Source organism: Desulfurella sp. (assembly GCF_049977265.1).
Lineage (GTDB): Bacteria > Campylobacterota_A > Desulfurellia > Desulfurellales > Desulfurellaceae > Desulfurella.
On the sequence record NZ_JBMFGQ010000013.1, the window covers coordinates 20,306 to 36,561 of the forward strand.

The window sequence follows — 16,256 nt, forward strand, 5'->3', positions numbered from 1 at the left end:
CAATAAAACTCTTATTTGTCAAGAATTTTCATCTCAATATTTATATCATCAAATCTTTTCTGTCCAGTTCCTACTGGAATTAGCCTTCCTACAATAACATTTTCCTTTAAACCCTTAAGTGCATCAATTGAACCTGTTATAGCTGCATCGGTTAATATTTTTACAGTTTCTTGAAATGAGGCTGCTGATATAAAACTATCGGTATTTAGTGATGCCTTTGTAATACCTAACAAACTTATTTTGCCAATTGCTGGCTTTTTATTATTTTCTATCGTATATTGGTTCTTTCTTTCAAACACAAATTTATCTACTAAATCTCCTTCAATAAAATCTGTATCACCAGCATCTTCAACAATAATTTTTGACAGCATTTGTTTTACTATAATTTCAATATGTTTATCATTAATTGTAACACCTTGCAATTTATAAACTTGTTGAATTTCGTTAACTAAATGCCATCTCAATACTTTTTCACCCAATATTCTCAAAATATCGTGTGGATTTATGATACCGTCAGTCAAAGGATCACCAGCTTGCACTCTATCACCTGGATATACAAGAATACGTCTATTTCGAGCTATTAAGTATTCTTTTTTTGCCTCACCTTTTCCAATGGTTGATGTGATAATAATCCTTCTTTTGCCTTTAAACTCGCCTGCGTATGAAATAATACCGCTTATTTCGCTAAGCGCAGCAGATTCTTTTGGTTTTTTTGCTTCAAATATATCGTTCAACCTGGGCAAACCACCCGTAATATCGGTAGTTTTTGTTGCCTCTCTAGGAATCTTTCCAAGAGTATCGCCCGGCTTAACATAATCTCCATTTTCTCGTTGTAAAATAATGCCTGGTGGCAAATAATACACAGCTTCTTCATGTGTACTCTCTGATATTTTAACTTTTCCATTTTCGTCAATAATCTCGATTCTAGGTTTTAAATTAACATTTTTGCTTTCTATTATTATATTACTTTTGAGACCAGTAATTTTATCTATATCAACCCTTAATGTAACATTATTTACTATGTCAACAAATTTTACATATCCTTCTGTATCAACAAGCAAAAAGTCCGTATATGAATCCCAATCAGCTATTATTGTGCTTGATAAATAAATAGATGGATCAGATTCCATAACGCGTTTTTTAATCACATCATCATAGCCGGCAATTATTTCTCCACTTTTTACCTTAGCGTTATTTTTTACAAAAACCTTACTACCAATTGATAAATAGTATCGTTTTTTCAGTATTCCTTGTTCATCAATAATCAAAATATGAGCACCGTGTTTATCCACAGTATCATTTTCAAATCCTTCTATTTCTATGAATGATTGACCTTTTAATACAACAAATTTTACTATACCAGCATCACTTGTTCGTACAAAACGTTTGATTGTATCTCTGTCATTTAAATATATTCTAGCGCCATAAGGTAGGTTTTTCGGCACAGAATATACTTCCAAAATCCTGCCAACAAGTAAATCACCTTCTTTTACTGTTTGAGAGTTTTCTATATTAAAAATTAATTTACCAACAACATTAGAATCATTTTGTATGATATCCTTTTCGTTGATAAAATCGATTTTCCTTATATTATAGATCTCTTTGTCATTGTTTATGTTTAATACAAAATCTGTTTTGGTTTGTTCAATTGAAACTATACCACTATTTACTGCAACAATCTGAGGTTCTATAATCAATAAAGCAGCATCCCTTCTACTTAATATTACGTTATTTTTTTCAGAATTTATCGAGGTTCTAAGGTAAAAGTACTTTACCATACCTGCTTTTTTAGTTTCTGCGCTGACTTTTTCTCCTGCTCTTAAAGCAGTACCGCCAACGTGAAAGGTTCTAAGTGTAAGCTGAGTTCCTGGCTCACCAATTGATTGTGCAGCAATAATACCTACAGCTTCGCCAATTTCAATTTTTTTGCCTCTACCTAAATCTCTACCATAACACTTGGCGCAAACTCCATATTTTGCTTTACATGTCAAAACAGAGAATATTTTTACGCTTCTTATGCCAGCTTCAACTACTTTTTCTGCTAACTCTTCTGTAATTTCTTGATTTTCTTTAACAATTAATTCTTGAGTTAGTGGATTTATAATATCCTCTGCGGAAATCCTACCTGAAATTCTTTCCTGAAGCGATTCTATTTCCTCTCCATTGACTATTAAAGCACTTACCTCTAAACCTTCTGTTGTACCACAATCTTCGGCTGTTATAAAAACGTCTTGCGCCACATCAATAAGTTTTCTAGTTAGATAGCCAGCATTTGCAGTTTTTAATGCAGTATCTGCTAAACCTTTTCTTGCGCCATGAGTAGATACAAAATACTCAATTACGTTCAAGCCTTCTTTGAAATTTGACTTTATTGGTGTTTCTATAATATCGCCCGATGGTTTTGTCATAAGCCCTCTAATGCCCGCAAGCTGTCTCATTTGCTGCAAACTACCCCTGGCGCCAGAATCTGCCATCATAAAAATAGGGTTAAAGCTTTCATTAAAAGTGCCACCTAACTTTACCATCATAACCTTTGAGATTTCTTCTGTAACATTATTCCAAAGGTCTACTATTTTATTATAGCGTTCTGAATCTGTTAACAAACCCTGTTCATATTGATTTTGTATCTTTCTTGCTTCTTCCTCGGCACTTTCTATTATACTTGACTTGTCTTCTGGCACTAAAATATCGTCAACAGATATTGAAATGCCAGACCTTGTTGCCATCTCAAAACCTAATTTTTTGACGTTGTCCAAAAAAGCAACTGTTGTTGGTAAATCAGTATTCTTATATATGTAAGTAATAAGTTTGTTTAGGTCTTTTTTACTAAATGTCTTATTTATAAAAGAAAAAGGAACAACTTTCGGCACTATTTCGCTAAATAACACCCTTCCAACGGTAGTGTTAATAACTGTATCTTCTATCTTATATTTTATTTTTGCATTTAAATCTACTACACCATTTTCATAGGCCAAACTTACACTCCAGGCATTTGCAAATATTGCTGATTCACCTTTTGCATTCTCACTTGCTTTTGTCATATAGTATATACCAAGTACCATGTCTTGAGAAGGCACTGCAATAGGATTGCCATGAGCTGGTGATATGATATTTTGAGATGCTAACATTATCACTTTTGATTCAAGCTGCGCTTCAACACTTATAGGCACATGCACCGCCATTTGGTCGCCATCAAAATCGGCATTAAAAGCAGCACAAACTAAAGGATGTAATCGTATTGCTTTTTCGTCTGTAAGAATTGGATAGAAAGCTTGTATAGATATCCTATGCAAAGTAGGCGCTCTATTTAACAATACAGGGTATTCTTTTACTATTTCTTCAAGCAAATCCCATACAATTGGTTCTTTGTCTTCAACAATTTTTTTTGCATTTTTGACAGTCAGTGCATGACCTTCCTCTATTAATTTATTATAAATAAATGGTTTAAATAGCTCATAAGCCATAATTTTTGGCAAGCCGCATTGGTCAATTCTTAGATCTGGACCTGCCACAATAACTGATCTTCCAGAATAATCCACTCTCTTGCCTAATAAATTTCTTCTAAAGCGTCCCTCTTTGCCTTTTATCGTATCGCTTAGAGATTTCAATGGCCTATTGTTAGAAGCCCTCACTACCTGTTTTCTTCTGCCATTATCAATTAAAGCATCTACAGCTTCTTGAAGCATTCTCATTTCATTTCTTACAATAATTGAAGGTGCACCCAATTCTAACAGTCGCTTTAGCCTATTATTTCTATTGATAATTCTCCTGTATAAGTCGTTTAAATCAGAAGAAGCAAATCTGCCTCCTTCAAGAGACACCAGCGGCCTTAAATCCGGTGGCAAAACTGGCAGAACTTTCATAACCATCCATTCTGGCTTATTTGAACTTCTTTTAAATTTCTCAATAAGCTTTATGCGTTTCATAATTTTCTTCTTCTTTAAATCAGAAGAAGTAGCTTCATGCTCTTCTTTAAGCTCATTTAACGCTTTATCTAGGTCTAGATTTTTTAATAAAGTATATATGGATTGAGCGCCCATTTCTGCATTTACTTTTATACCATAGGTTTCTATTGCTTCTTTGTAAGCGCTTTCTGTTAAAACCGTCTTAACTGGAATTTCATCTACTTCGGAATGAACAACAACATATGCTTCATAATAAACTATTCTTTCTAAATCCTTTAATTTCATATCTAGTATAATAGAGAGCATGCTTGGAACACTTTTTAAATACCAAATATGCACAACAGGCACGGCTAATTCAATATGACCCATACGTTCTCTTCTTACACGTGATTCAGTTACTTCAACACCGCATTTTTCACATACTATACCTTTGTATTTAATGCGTTTATACTTCCCACATAAGCACTCATAATCTTTCATGGGACCAAAGATTTTTGCGCAGAAAAGACCGTCCCTTTCGGGTTTAAATGTTCTATAATTGATTGTTTCTGCTTTTTTTACCTCTCCATAACTCCATTCTCTTATGCGTTCAGGGGACGCTAGTTTTATTCTAATGCTATCAAAATCCCTTGATGATTTTGGCTTACTTTTTAAAACGGTAAACATTATACCCCCTATTATCTTCTTCTAACATCTTTTAAAAGCTCTATATCTAAACCTAATGATTGTAATTCTTTAACAAGCACATTAAATGATTCAGGAATACCACCAAGTAAGACTGGCTTGCCTTTAACGATGGCCTCATAAATTTTGCTTCTACCACTTACATCGTCTGATTTGACTGTCAACATCTCTTGCAAAGTATAAGCTGCACCGTATCCTTCTAGCGACCACACTTCCATTTCGCCAAATCGTTGACCACCAAAATGTGCTTTACCGCCGAGCGGCTGTTGCGTCACAAGCGAATAGGGGCCAACGCTTCTTGCGTGAACTTTATCGTCAACCAGATGATGCAGTTTCAATATATACATAACACCTACTGTGACTGGTTCCATAAATTTTTCGCCAGTTAATCCATCATACAAGCTTGATTTAAATGTATCAATTCCTAATACTTTTTTATAATAATCAAAATCAATTTCTTTTGGTCCCTCAAATACTGGCGTTGCAAAATGAATACCGTTCCTCCACTCTTTTAGATAAATATCAAGCAAATCATCACTAAGGCCATCTATAAATGAATCGGCATTGCCCATAAAGATTTGTTTTAAGTGTTGTCTTATTAAGTCTTTTTTGCCCTCCTTGAGCAAGTTATCAATCTTTTTACCTAACCCTTTAGACACCCATCCCAAGTGAGTTTCTAATATCTGACCTAAATTCATCCTTGACGGAACGCCTAATGGATTTAATACTATATCAACAGCAGAACCATCTTCAAGAAATGGCATATCGCAAACAGGCAAAATCCTGGATACTACGCCTTTGTTTCCATGTCTGCCGCTCATTTTATCGCCAACCGATAATTTTCTCTTTGTTGCAATAAAAACTTTTACACTCATAATCACGCTTGGTGGCAGCTCGTCTTCTTTGTCAATTTCTTTCAATTTCTTAGCATATTCATCTTTGAGTATTTTGGCTAACTTCTTATTATGCTTATCGATCTCTTTTACTCTAAGTCTGTTTTTTGGAGAAAGCAATTCTTTTATTTGACTTTCATCTAAAACATCAAGCGCACATTTATCAAGCTTTGTCCCTTTTTTATAACTCATGTCTTCTATATCTAAATCTTTTTCTAACGTTTCTTCTTTAAGTAAGTATTTATAAGACTCCAATTTTAGCTTTTCTAAAAGATTTATTTGGATTTTTAGCTCTTCATTAATTCTTCTTACATCTTCTTTTTGTATTAATTCTTCTCTTGCTATTTTTTCTGTTCCTTTTCGTCTAAATATCCTCACATCTATTACAGTACCTTCCGTATCAGATGGTACCCTAAGCGATGAATCGGATACATTGGTAGCCTTTTCACCAAAAATAGCTCGCAATAGTCTTTCTTCTGGGGAGTAGTGCGTTTCTGCTTTTGGCGTTACCTTACCAACAAGTATATCACCTGGTTTTACATAAGCTCCTATTCTTACAATACCGTTTTTATCCAAATTTTTAATCAAATCAGCAGAAGCACTTGGAATATCAGCAGTTATCTCTTCTGGTCCTAATTTAGTATCACGTGCGTAAACTTCAAACTCTTTAATGTGCAAAGAAGTAAATAAGTCTTCTTCTACAACACGTCTTGATAAGGCTATACCATCTTCATAATTATAGCCTCTCCATGGGACAAAAGCCACAACCATATTTCTACCTAAAGCTAGTTCGCCTTTGTCCATAGTTGGACCATCGGCTATAACTTGATTCTTCTTTACATAATCATCAATTTTTACGATAGGTTTCTGCGAAAAACATGTGTCCTGGTTTGATCTAGCAAAATTATCTAAATCATATTTGTCAATTTCAAATACATCATTTTCTGTTTTAACTGCTATATAAACTTTATTACTTTCTACTCTTATTACAGTACCTTCTCTATTTGCAATCACAGCATGCCTTGAGTATATTCCAACCTCTTTTTCAATACCAGTCCCAACAAGAGGAGCTTCTGGTACAACAAGAGGCACCGCTTGACGCTGCATATTAGAACCCATAAGAGCCCTGTTTGCATCATCATGCTCTAAAAATGGAATCAGGCTAGCCGCCACTGATACAATTTGTCTTGGAGACACATCCATCAAGTTCACGTCCGTCTTGTTTGCCATAATAAATTCACCGTTTTTCATAGACGGAACATAATCCTGAGCAAATGTGCCATCAGCATTTAAATCGACGCTAGCCTGTGCAATTATATGATCTTTTTCTTTACCTGCTGTCATATAAATAATCTTATCGCTAACCTTACCGTTTTCTACCGTTCTATAAGGCGTTTCAATAAAACCATACTCATTAACTTTAGCATATATAGAAAATGATACAATTAGTCCAATATTTGGACCTTCTGGTGTTTCTATTGGACAAAGTCTCCCATAGTGAGAAGGGTGAACATCACGTACTTCAAATCCTGCCCTTTCTCTTGTTAAACCGCCAGGTCCTAAAGCTGACAATCTTCTTTTGTGTGAAATTTCAGATAGTATATTTGTTTGATCCAAGAATTGAGATAACTGGCCTGTAGCAAAAAAGTCCTTAACTGTACTTGCAACTGGCTTTGTATTTATAACATCATATGGTGTTAAATCATCACTATCTTTTGGCATTAATAATCTGTCTTTAATCAATCTTTGCATTCTATAGAGACCTTTTCTAACTTCGGCATACAAAAGCTCTCCAACTAAATGTACTCTCCTGTTAGATAAACTATCCATATCATCTGCAGAAACTTTTCCATTTTTAAATAAAATTATATGTTTTATAATACCGAAGAAATCATCGACTGTAAGCACCCTTACGTCTTTTGGAACCTCAATGCCTAACGTTTCATTTATTTTTGCCCTGCCTTCAACTGATAAATCGTATTTTAGGGGATCAAAAAAAAGTCCAGCAAAAAATTTATTTGCTTCTTCAACAGATGAATGCTCACCTGGTCTTAAAGACTTATGCAAGTAAATTTTTGCAATATCTTCAATTGCTATATCTTCTTTTAAACCAATTCTTCTTTTTTGTAACACATCGCGATCAGCTTTCAATGTATTTATAATTATATCGTCATTATATTCGCTAAAAACTATTTTAAAGCTTACATTTCCCATTAATTTAAGTTCCTGTAAAATCTTTGAATCTATAAGCGTCAATCCCTCTACCACAGTACCATTGTTGTCGATCTTTTCTACAGTGAATTTATCTAAAAGTTCGCTTTCGTCTATAATAACTTCTCTTACACTTAAATCTATTAGATGAGAAATAGCTTTGGTTGTTAATTTTTTTTGCTTCTGGGCAATAATTTCACCATCAACCACAATATCTTCACTTAGCCTAATACCTTGCAAATTCTTATCTAAAGTTGCATATATACGACCGTCTTTAATATTGATTTCAGCTATTTTATATATCTTACTCAATATATCAATGTTGCTAAAGCCTAATGATTTCAAAATAACAGTCGCAGGAAATTTCTTTTTTCTGTCTATTCTTGCATGTAAAAGATTTTTATTGTCAGTTTCAAATTCTACCCAACTGCCTTTTTCTGGTATTATTTGAGCATAATAGTTGTTTTCTTTTTGTTGAGTTAAATTTTTAAAGATAACACCCGGGGATCTATGCAATTGATTTACAATAACTCTCTCTACGCCATTTATAATAAAACTTCCGGATTCACTCATCAATGGAAGTTCGCATACATAAATTTCTTGCTCTTTAATGTCTTTAACGCCAATTTTGTTTCCAGAAGCATCTACATCCCATAGTGTCAGTTTTACTTTTAGCATTAACGGTGCACTATAAGAAATACCTTTCAGTTTGCAAACTATTGAACTATGTTTTGTTTCCCTTATATAGTAATCAACATACTCTAATTTTATCTTTCCATGCACATCTTCAATAGGAAAAATTTCATTGAAAGCATTTTCTAATGTTTTTTCGTAATCGCTACCTTTTTGCAAAAATCTTTCATAAGATTCAACAGCCATGCTTAAAATATCAGGCACAGGCAGTACTTCTCGACTTTGAGCAAAATTTACTCTCATTCTGTAATCTAAACAAAGAGGCTGCACCATACTTCACCTCGTCAAAAACTTTATTTAATATTTATTATTGGTATAAAAAACAAAAAAAGAGAGGAGACTATAATGCCCCTCCTTCTAAAAAAAAGAATAATTAGTTTATCTCTACTACTGCGCCAGCTTCTTCTAATTTTGCTTTAATGCTTTCTGCTTCTTCTTTGCTTACATTTTCTTTTACTTTGTTTGGAGCACCATCAACTAAATCTTTTGCTTCTTTTAATCCCAATTGTGTTAATTCCCTTACAACCTTGATAACCTGAATTTTTTTATCTCCAGCAGATTTTATTATTACATCAAATTCGGTTTTCTCTTCAGCTTTTTCCTCGCTTGCAGCAGCAGGCTGAGCACTGGCAACTGCAACTTGTGGTGCAGCGGCACTTACGCCAAATTTTTCTTCTAGTTCCTTAACAAATTCAGAAAGCTCCAAAACAGTCATGTTTTCTATAAATTTTATAACGTCTTGTCTTGTAATATCAGCCATTTACTTCTTCCTCCATTTAATATATTAAGATTTTTTTTCTTTTATAGCATTTAATGCATATAAAGGTTTTCTTAAAACACCAGCTAAAACACTTACCAAACCCCTTGCCGGTGCATTTAGCAAGCCAAGCAACATAGATAGCAATACTTCTTTTGGTGGTAGTTTAGAAATAGCTTCAATTTGATCATGATTAAAAACACTACCATACATTACTGCAGATTTTAACTGTAATTTTTCAATACTCTTTTCCGCTTTTAGTAAAAGCTTCGCCAAAGCTATAGGATCATTGTAGCTTACAGCAAAAGCATTTGGACCTTCAAGTAAATTTGCAATACTAGCCCATTTAGTATCCTGCGTAGCTTTAGCTACAAGCGTGTTTTTTATTACATTAAAAGAATCTCCCAATTCTTTGATCTGATCCCTTACAAGTTCAAGCGTTTTTACATTAACACCAGAGTAATCTACTAAATACACAGCTTGCGCATCTTCGAGGTTATTTCTAATTTGTTCCACAACCTCGAGCTTTTTCTCTTTTTTCAAAATCTCCCTCCTTTCAGACGGGCCAAGTCTCAAGCAGGCTGAATTTTAAAGCAGTAGCTACCCGCTATCTTTGACCTCTTAAATTTATTTTAAACTGCTTGTAGCTTAACTTTGACACTTGGTGAATGAGTAGTTGCAATATAAAATGACTTTATGTATTTACCTTTTGATGTTGATGGTTTTGCTTTTAAAATCGTATCGTAAATAGTCTTGATGTTTTCAAGTAAATCTTTTTGATCGAAAGACTTTTTACCTGCAATTAGATGAACATTTCCAGTTTTATCGCTTCTAAACTCTACTTCGCCAGCTTTAAATCTCTTAACTGCTCCAGACACATCAAATGTTACTGTGCCAACTTTGGGATTTGGCATCAATCCCCTTGGTCCTAGAATTTTACCAATTTTACCTACCGCTCCCATCATATCAGGTGTTGCTATAGCTTTATCAAAATCCATCCATCCAGATTGAATTTTTTCAATCAATTCATCGGCACCAACAAAATCAGCACCAGCTTCTTGAGCTTCTTTAATTTTCTCACCTTTTGCAAATACTAACACCTTGAGTGTTTTGCCACTGCCTTTTGGAAGTAAGACGGTACCTCTTAACTGTTGTTCTGCATGTCTTGGATCTATGCCTAGGTTCGTGTGTATTTCTACGGTTTCATCATAATTAGCATACGCCATGTCTTTTATTATGTTTATAGCATTTTCTAAATCATAATCGACGGTTAAATCATATTTTTCTAATGCTTGTCTGTATTTCTTTCCATGCTTAGCCATTTGTAAACCTCTCTTAATTTAAAAATCTTGTACTTCAACGCCCATATTTATAGCTGTTCCAGCAATTATTTTCATAGCCTTTGTTACTTCTTTTGTATTTAAATCAGGCATTTTAATCTTAGCAATTTCTTCTAATTTCTCTTTGCTTAATTTTCCAACTTTCACTTTTAGTGCATTGCTTGAACCTTTTTGCAAACTCAATGCTTTTTTGATTAGAACGCTTGCTGGCGGTGTTTTTAATACAAAGTCAAAACTTCTATCTTTGTAAACATTGATCAACACAGGTATAATAGTGTCACCTTTATCTGCTGTCGCATCGTTAAATTTTTTAACGAAATCCATTATATTAAGCCCGTGTTGTCCAAGCGCTGGACCAACCGGTGGGGCTGGTGTCGCTTTGCCAGCTGGCAGTTGTAATTTTACCTGAGTAACTAACTCTTTTTTTGCCATACTAATCTCCTTCTATGCTTTCTCAACTTCATTGTAGTCTAGCTCTACGGGCGTAGATCTACCAAAAATACTAATCAGTATCTTTAATCTAGCTTTTGTAATGTCTACTTCTTCAATGGTACCTACAAAGTTGGAAAATGGACCTTCTATAACTCTTACTTTTTCGCCATGCTCAAAAGATATCGATAAGCGAGGTGTCTCTTTAGCCTGATTTATTTTATCTACAATTTTTTTAACTTCAAAATCCTCTATAGGTATGGGCTCATTTTTAGAACCTACAAAACCTGTGACTAGAGGTAATCTTTTTAAAGTATTATATAAATTTACATTCATTTTTGACCTGATAAATACATAACTAGGATACATGCATTTTTTAACAAGTTCTTTTTTACCTTTTTTAACTTCTATCACTTCTTCTTGCGGCACCAATATTTCAGATATATCTTCTTCTAAACCAGCTTCTTTTGCTTTGCTTAGTATCATATTTTTTACTTTCTCTTCTTGACCCACTTGAGTATGTATAGCATACCATTTAAAATCTTGATTTTCAAACATCTAACACCAAACTTTACCTAAATAATTTTTCTAAACCATATGAAAATATAAAATCCAACAATCCAAGTAATGTCGATACCACGAAAGAGAAAATTACAACAGCAATTGTGGCTGTAACAATTTCTCGTCTTTTTGGCCAGACTACCTTTTTAACTTCCGCTTTAACTTCTTCTAAAAAACTTTTAATTTTTTCAAACATAAAATATTTGGCAGGCCAGGAGGGACTCGAACCCCCAACATGCGGTTTTGGAGACCGCCGCTCTACCAATTGGAGCTACTGACCTATTTTACCTCTTTGTGTATTGTATGCGTATTGCAATGTGGGCAATACTTCCTTAATTCCAATTTATCCTTAGATTTTTTCTTATCTCTTGTGCTTGTATAATTTTTATTTTTACATTGACTGCAAGCAAGATAAACTAACTCTCTCATTTTAGCCTCACTTAATTATCTCAATAACTACACCAGCACCAACAGTTTTGCCACCTTCCCTTATAGCAAATCTTGTTTCTTTTTCAAGTGCTATTGGAGCAATAAGTTCTACTTCCATTTCCACATTATCACCTGGCATAACCATTTCTACACCTTCTTTGAGCTGGACCGTACCTGTCACGTCTGTGGTTCTTACGTAGAATTGCGGTCTATAGCCATTAAAGAATGGTGTGTGCCTACCACCTTCTTCTTTTGTTAGAACGTATACCTGAGCCTTAAATTTTGTATGTGGTGTAATCGAACCTGGTTTTGCAAGAACCATACCACGCTCTACTTCTTCTTTCTTTGTGCCTCGCAAGAGTACACCTACATTGTCACCAGGAAGAGCTTCATCTAGTATCTTTCTAAACATCTCAAGAGAAGTTGCAACAGTTTTTTGTGTAGGCTTTAAACCTACTATTTCTATTTCATCGCCTGTTTTAATTACACCGCGCTCCACTCTACCTGTTACCACAGTACCACGGCCTGATATTGTAAATATATCTTCGATTGGCATTAAGAATGGTTTGTCTGAGTCACGCTCTGGTGTTGGTATATACTCATCTACAGCATTCATTAAGTCTTCTATTGATTTAGTCCATTCATTTTCTGAATCAGACTCTAAAGCTTTTAGAGCACTGCCTCTTATAACTGGGATATCATCGCCTGGAAAGTTATATTTTGAAAGCAATTCCCTTACTTCCATTTCTACAAGATCAATTAGTTCTGGATCATCAACCATATCTACTTTATTTAAAAATACCACTATATATGGCACACCTACCTGGCGGGCAAGCAGAATATGCTCTCTTGTTTGTGGCATTGGACCATCTGCTGCTGAAACAACAAGTATTGCTCCATCCATTTGAGCGGCACCTGTGATCATGTTTTTTATGTAGTCAGCATGCCCTGGACAGTCTACGTGTGCATAATGCCTTTTGGATGTTTCATACTCAACATGAGAAGTATTTATAGTAACACCCCTTTCTCTTTCTTCTGGAGCGTTATCTATTTGAGAGTAATCTTTAAACTCTGCAAAACCTTTTTTGGCTAAAACTTTTGTTATAGCTGCAGTCAGTGTAGTCTTGCCGTGGTCAACGTGTCCAATTGTACCAATATTTACGTGAGGTTTGGTACGAACATATTTTTCCTTTGCCATAATGGAAACCTCCTAAACTAAAATGGAGCCTATGAGCGGGCTTGAACCGCTGACCTCTTCCTTACCAAGGAAGTGCTCTACCACCTGAGCTACATAGGCAATAATTTTTATCTGGAGCGGGAAACGGGACTCGAACCCGCGACCCCAAGCTTGGAAGGCTTGCGCTCTACCAACTGAGCTATTCCCGCTTACTTTTTGTTAAAATGGTGGAGAGGGGAGGATTCGAACCTCCGAAGGCAATAGCCGACAGATTTACAGTCTGTTCCCTTTGGCCACTCGGGAACCTCTCCATTATCACTAGATGGAGCTGGCGAAGGGACTTGAACCCCCAACCTGCTGATTACAAGTCAGCTGCTCTACCATTGAGCTACGCCAGCAAGCAAAAAACGATTATACATATATTTTAAAAATTGTCAAACAACTTTTAAAAAAATCATTTTAAATTAACTTTCAGATTTGTAAACTGCCTGCCAGTAACTTTTCAACTCCTTTGCTTTTTCAAATAGCCAATCTTTATTATCCAGATACCATTTGACTGTCTTTTCTATGCCTTGCTCAAAGCTTGTAAAGTTTATATCAATTGTTTTTTTGAGTTTTGTTGAATCCAGTGAATACCTAAAGTCATGACCGGGCCTATCTTTAACATAATTTATTAAACTTTCTGATTTGTCTAACAAAGCCAATATAGATTTTACAACTTCAATATTTTGCTTTTCAATACCACTTCCAAGATTAAAAATTTCATTTGAGCATTTTTTTTCAATCAATTGTAGAATTGCTTTTGCGCAGTCTTCTACAAAAGTCCACTCTCTAATATTTTTTCCTTGTGCATATACTGGTATTTGCTCATCTTGGAGTGCTTTATATATTACAACAGGGATTAGTTTTTCTGGATATTGCCATGGACCATAATTATTTGAAGGACGAATAGTCATCACATTTGCATTATATGTTCTAGCATAAGATCGTCCAAGCATATCTTGAGATGCTTTGCTTGTTGAATACGGAGAACTGGGTTTTAGGCAGGAATTTTCTGTAAAGCTTGCATCATTAGCCGATAAATCTCCATACACTTCATCTGTTGAAATGTTTACAAACAAAGCATCTTTAGATATCTCAAGCATGTTTTGTGTACCAATTATATTTGTTTTAATAAAAATATTCGGATTTAATATGCTTCTATCTACATGCGTTTCTGCTGCAAAATGAACAACAATTTCTGGTTTAAAGTTTATAAATACTTCTTTTAAAGATTCAAAATCGCTTATATCGCAGTTAAAGAATTTTAATCTATTTTTTATAGAATCGATACGTTTTAAATCACCAGCATATGTTAGATTATCTACAATTGCTATAATGTAGCCTTTATTTAGAGCTTGACGAGCAAATTCGCTACCGATAAAACCTGCACCACCACTAATTAACATTTTATTCATTGCCACGATCTCCTTGCAATATGTTTATTAAGTAATTTCCATAACCGGATTTTTTAAGCGGTTGAGCTAATTCTAAGAGTTTATCCTTGTCAATATAGCCCATTTTGTATGCAATCTCTTCTATGCAGCCTACTTTTAAACCCTGACGTTTTTCTATTGTCTGTATAAATTGACTGGCTTCAAGTAAACTATCAAATGTTCCCGTATCAAGCCAAGCAAAACCTCTACCTAATGTTATAGCTTTAAGCCTTGATTCAGATAGGTAAGTTTGGTTTACACTTGTAATTTCTAATTCACCCCTCCACGAAGGCTTTACGTTTTTAGCAATATCAACTACTGTATTATCATAAAAATACAAACCAACCACTGCATAATTTGACTTAGGCTTTTGGGGCTTTTCTTCAATACTTAATACATTAAAATTTTCATCAAACTCAAACACGCCATAATCCTGTGGGTTTTTAACATAATAGCCAAACACTACCGCATTGTGTTCTTCTTCTGCAATTGTCTTTGCTTTTCTTAATAGATAAGATAAGCCTTGACCATAAAAGATATTGTCGCCCAAAACCAAACATACATTATCGCTTCCAATAAAGGCTTCGCCAACCAGAAAAGCATCTGCTAAGCCTTTTGGTGTTTTTTGTACAGCATAAGAAATATTTAAACCTAAATGAGTTCCATCTTTCAATAGCTCGCTAAATCTAGGTGTATCATTTGGTGTTGATATTATTAAAATATCCCTTATTCCGGCAAGCATCAAAATTGATAAAGGGTAATATATCATTGGTTTGTCATAGACTGGCAAAAGCTGTTTGCAAATTGTGCTTGTTGCAGGATAAAGCCTTGTGCCAGAACCACCTGCTAGTATTATACCTCTCATGCATTGTCCTCCAAATATTTACTAAAACACAATATAAAATAAAACTACAATTTTGTAAACTTCAAATTTGACAAAATAGCTTTGCTTAATTATTATGGCATAAGGGGGGTAAGGTTATGGTTAAGAAATTACTAACTTTTACTATTTTAGTTTTTTTGGTTTACTTTATTGGCGGTATTTTAGCTTACATCTTTTTGAATAGCTTCGTGCAAAAATATTTTATCTACACATTTACTTTCGCAACATTTGTTTTTGCTATAGTAAACTTCTGGTATTACTATCTTGTTATAATAAAACCAACAAAACAAACAGCCGATGAGTTTTGCAAAATTACAAAACAAGATAGGTATGATTTAACAAAAGACTACTCTGTACCAGGCTTTTGTGCTTCACTTGGTGAATTTATAAATACGCTTGTTAGTTTTTCCAAATCCATTTTTAGCGAGCTTATAACAAATGCTACAAAAACTTCTGTTTTTAATGCTAAATTTAACTTTGAGCTAAAAAACATCACACATCATATGGATGAAACAAAAGACAATCTTGAAGCAATAAACAAAACAATGAACGATTCCACAAAAGCCATAGGTGATATATCTCACAATATGGAAAACTTTGTGAGGTTTATGGAAGAGGTAAATGCCATAAGTGAACAAACAATAAAGACAACGCAAAACATAAGTAAAGCCTCTCAAAACTCCATTGAAGTATTAAATGAAAATAAACAATCTATGGAAAGCCTGCATGCTCAAATAGATGATATACTATCTATTGTAAATGTTATAAATGATATATCAAATCAAACAAACCTGCTTGCCTTAAATGCTGCTATTGAAG

The 16,256-nt window shown here is 34.3% G+C and carries 13 protein-coding genes and 5 tRNA genes; 1 reads left to right on the forward strand and 17 read right to left on the reverse strand.

The window, feature by feature from the left end:
* Nucleotides 1–11: 11 nt before the first annotated feature.
* The 17 genes from rpoC to rfbA all read right to left on the reverse strand — a co-directional run bounded on the left by rpoC (nucleotide 12) and on the right by rfbA (nucleotide 15,419).
* Nucleotides 12–4,571 carry a DNA-directed RNA polymerase subunit beta' gene (rpoC, locus tag ACP5FO_RS04015; RefSeq protein WP_428108146.1) on the reverse strand — a complete coding sequence of 1,520 codons (4,560 nt, stop codon included), beginning with the start codon at nucleotides 4,569–4,571 and terminating at the stop codon, nucleotides 12–14.
* An 11-nt stretch (nucleotides 4,572–4,582) separates the two neighbouring features.
* Nucleotides 4,583–8,659: a DNA-directed RNA polymerase subunit beta gene (gene rpoB / locus ACP5FO_RS04020; protein ID WP_428108151.1), complete on the reverse strand. Its 4,077-nt coding sequence runs from the start codon at nucleotides 8,657–8,659 to the stop codon at nucleotides 4,583–4,585.
* 100 nt (nucleotides 8,660–8,759) lie between these two features.
* Nucleotides 8,760–9,146, reverse strand: a complete 387-nt coding sequence (gene rplL, locus ACP5FO_RS04025; RefSeq protein WP_428108155.1) for a 50S ribosomal protein L7/L12 — start codon at nucleotides 9,144–9,146, stop codon at nucleotides 8,760–8,762.
* 24 nt (nucleotides 9,147–9,170) lie between these two features.
* A complete protein-coding gene (rplJ, locus tag ACP5FO_RS04030; protein WP_428108161.1) occupies nucleotides 9,171–9,686 on the reverse strand; it encodes a 50S ribosomal protein L10 in 516 nt (171 codons plus the stop codon).
* An 89-nt stretch (nucleotides 9,687–9,775) separates the two neighbouring features.
* A complete protein-coding gene (gene rplA, locus ACP5FO_RS04035; protein WP_428108164.1) occupies nucleotides 9,776–10,465 on the reverse strand; it encodes a 50S ribosomal protein L1 in 690 nt (229 codons plus the stop codon).
* 18 nt (nucleotides 10,466–10,483) lie between these two features.
* Nucleotides 10,484–10,915 carry a 50S ribosomal protein L11 gene (gene rplK, locus ACP5FO_RS04040; protein ID WP_428108173.1) on the reverse strand — a complete coding sequence of 144 codons (432 nt, stop codon included), beginning with the start codon at nucleotides 10,913–10,915 and terminating at the stop codon, nucleotides 10,484–10,486.
* Between the two features lie 12 nt (nucleotides 10,916–10,927).
* Complete coding sequence (nusG, locus tag ACP5FO_RS04045; RefSeq protein WP_428108180.1) at nucleotides 10,928–11,470, reverse strand: transcription termination/antitermination protein NusG; 543 nt, start codon at nucleotides 11,468–11,470, stop codon at nucleotides 10,928–10,930.
* A gap of 13 nt (nucleotides 11,471–11,483) precedes the next feature.
* Entirely contained in the window at nucleotides 11,484–11,669 is a 186-nt protein-coding gene (secE, locus tag ACP5FO_RS04050) for a preprotein translocase subunit SecE (RefSeq protein WP_428108184.1), read from the reverse strand.
* An 8-nt stretch (nucleotides 11,670–11,677) separates the two neighbouring features.
* A tRNA-Trp gene (locus tag ACP5FO_RS04055) sits at nucleotides 11,678–11,754 on the reverse strand.
* Complete coding sequence (rpmG, locus tag ACP5FO_RS04060; RefSeq protein WP_428108190.1) at nucleotides 11,753–11,902, reverse strand: 50S ribosomal protein L33; 150 nt, start codon at nucleotides 11,900–11,902, stop codon at nucleotides 11,753–11,755. The genes ACP5FO_RS04055 and rpmG overlap by 2 nt, the downstream gene beginning before the upstream one ends.
* Nucleotides 11,903–11,909: 7 nt before the next feature.
* On the reverse strand, nucleotides 11,910–13,100 hold the full coding sequence (tuf, locus tag ACP5FO_RS04065; protein WP_428108127.1) for an elongation factor Tu: 1,191 nt from the start codon (nucleotides 13,098–13,100) through the stop codon (nucleotides 11,910–11,912).
* A gap of 23 nt (nucleotides 13,101–13,123) precedes the next feature.
* Nucleotides 13,124–13,199, reverse strand: a tRNA-Thr gene (locus tag ACP5FO_RS04070).
* Between the two features lie 13 nt (nucleotides 13,200–13,212).
* Nucleotides 13,213–13,288 (reverse strand) — tRNA-Gly (locus tag ACP5FO_RS04075).
* Between the two features lie 16 nt (nucleotides 13,289–13,304).
* Nucleotides 13,305–13,390: transfer RNA gene (locus ACP5FO_RS04080), tRNA-Tyr, on the reverse strand.
* A 12-nt stretch (nucleotides 13,391–13,402) separates the two neighbouring features.
* Nucleotides 13,403–13,477: transfer RNA gene (locus ACP5FO_RS04085), tRNA-Thr, on the reverse strand.
* A 66-nt stretch (nucleotides 13,478–13,543) separates the two neighbouring features.
* Complete coding sequence (gene rfbB / locus ACP5FO_RS04090; protein WP_428157052.1) at nucleotides 13,544–14,536, reverse strand: dTDP-glucose 4,6-dehydratase; 993 nt, start codon at nucleotides 14,534–14,536, stop codon at nucleotides 13,544–13,546.
* Nucleotides 14,529–15,419 (reverse strand): glucose-1-phosphate thymidylyltransferase RfbA, encoded by an 891-nt coding sequence (rfbA, locus tag ACP5FO_RS04095; RefSeq protein WP_428157053.1) that lies wholly within the window; start codon nucleotides 15,417–15,419, stop codon nucleotides 14,529–14,531. Before rfbA ends, rfbB begins: the two co-directional genes overlap by 8 nt.
* A 116-nt stretch (nucleotides 15,420–15,535) precedes the next feature.
* Here rfbA and ACP5FO_RS04100 point away from each other — a divergent pair.
* On the forward strand, nucleotides 15,536–16,256 hold a 721-nt coding region (locus ACP5FO_RS04100), incomplete at its 3' end, for a methyl-accepting chemotaxis protein (protein WP_428157054.1).

Excerpts from the sequence above, each read along its gene's own strand:
- rplA (WP_428108164.1), bottom strand. The coding sequence starts at position 10,465 with ATGGCTAAGCATGGAAAGAAATACAGACAAGCATTAGAAAAATATGAT.
- rfbA (WP_428157053.1), bottom strand. The coding sequence starts at position 15,419 with ATGAGAGGTATAATACTAGCAGGTGGTTCTGGCACAAGGCTTTATCCT.
- rpoC (WP_428108146.1), bottom strand. The coding sequence starts at position 4,571 with ATGTTTACCGTTTTAAAAAGTAAGCCAAAATCATCAAGGGATTTTGAT.
- secE (WP_428108184.1), bottom strand. The coding sequence starts at position 11,669 with ATGTTTGAAAAAATTAAAAGTTTTTTAGAAGAAGTTAAAGCGGAAGTT.
- rplK (WP_428108173.1), bottom strand. The coding sequence starts at position 10,915 with ATGGCAAAAAAAGAGTTAGTTACTCAGGTAAAATTACAACTGCCAGCT.
- rpmG (WP_428108190.1), bottom strand. The coding sequence starts at position 11,902 with ATGAGAGAGTTAGTTTATCTTGCTTGCAGTCAATGTAAAAATAAAAAT.
- rplL (WP_428108155.1), bottom strand. The coding sequence starts at position 9,146 with ATGGCTGATATTACAAGACAAGACGTTATAAAATTTATAGAAAACATG.
- tuf (WP_428108127.1), bottom strand. The coding sequence starts at position 13,100 with ATGGCAAAGGAAAAATATGTTCGTACCAAACCTCACGTAAATATTGGT.
- rpoB (WP_428108151.1), bottom strand. The coding sequence starts at position 8,659 with ATGGTGCAGCCTCTTTGTTTAGATTACAGAATGAGAGTAAATTTTGCT.
- rfbB (WP_428157052.1), bottom strand. The coding sequence starts at position 14,536 with ATGAATAAAATGTTAATTAGTGGTGGTGCAGGTTTTATCGGTAGCGAA.
- nusG (WP_428108180.1), bottom strand. The coding sequence starts at position 11,470 with ATGTTTGAAAATCAAGATTTTAAATGGTATGCTATACATACTCAAGTG.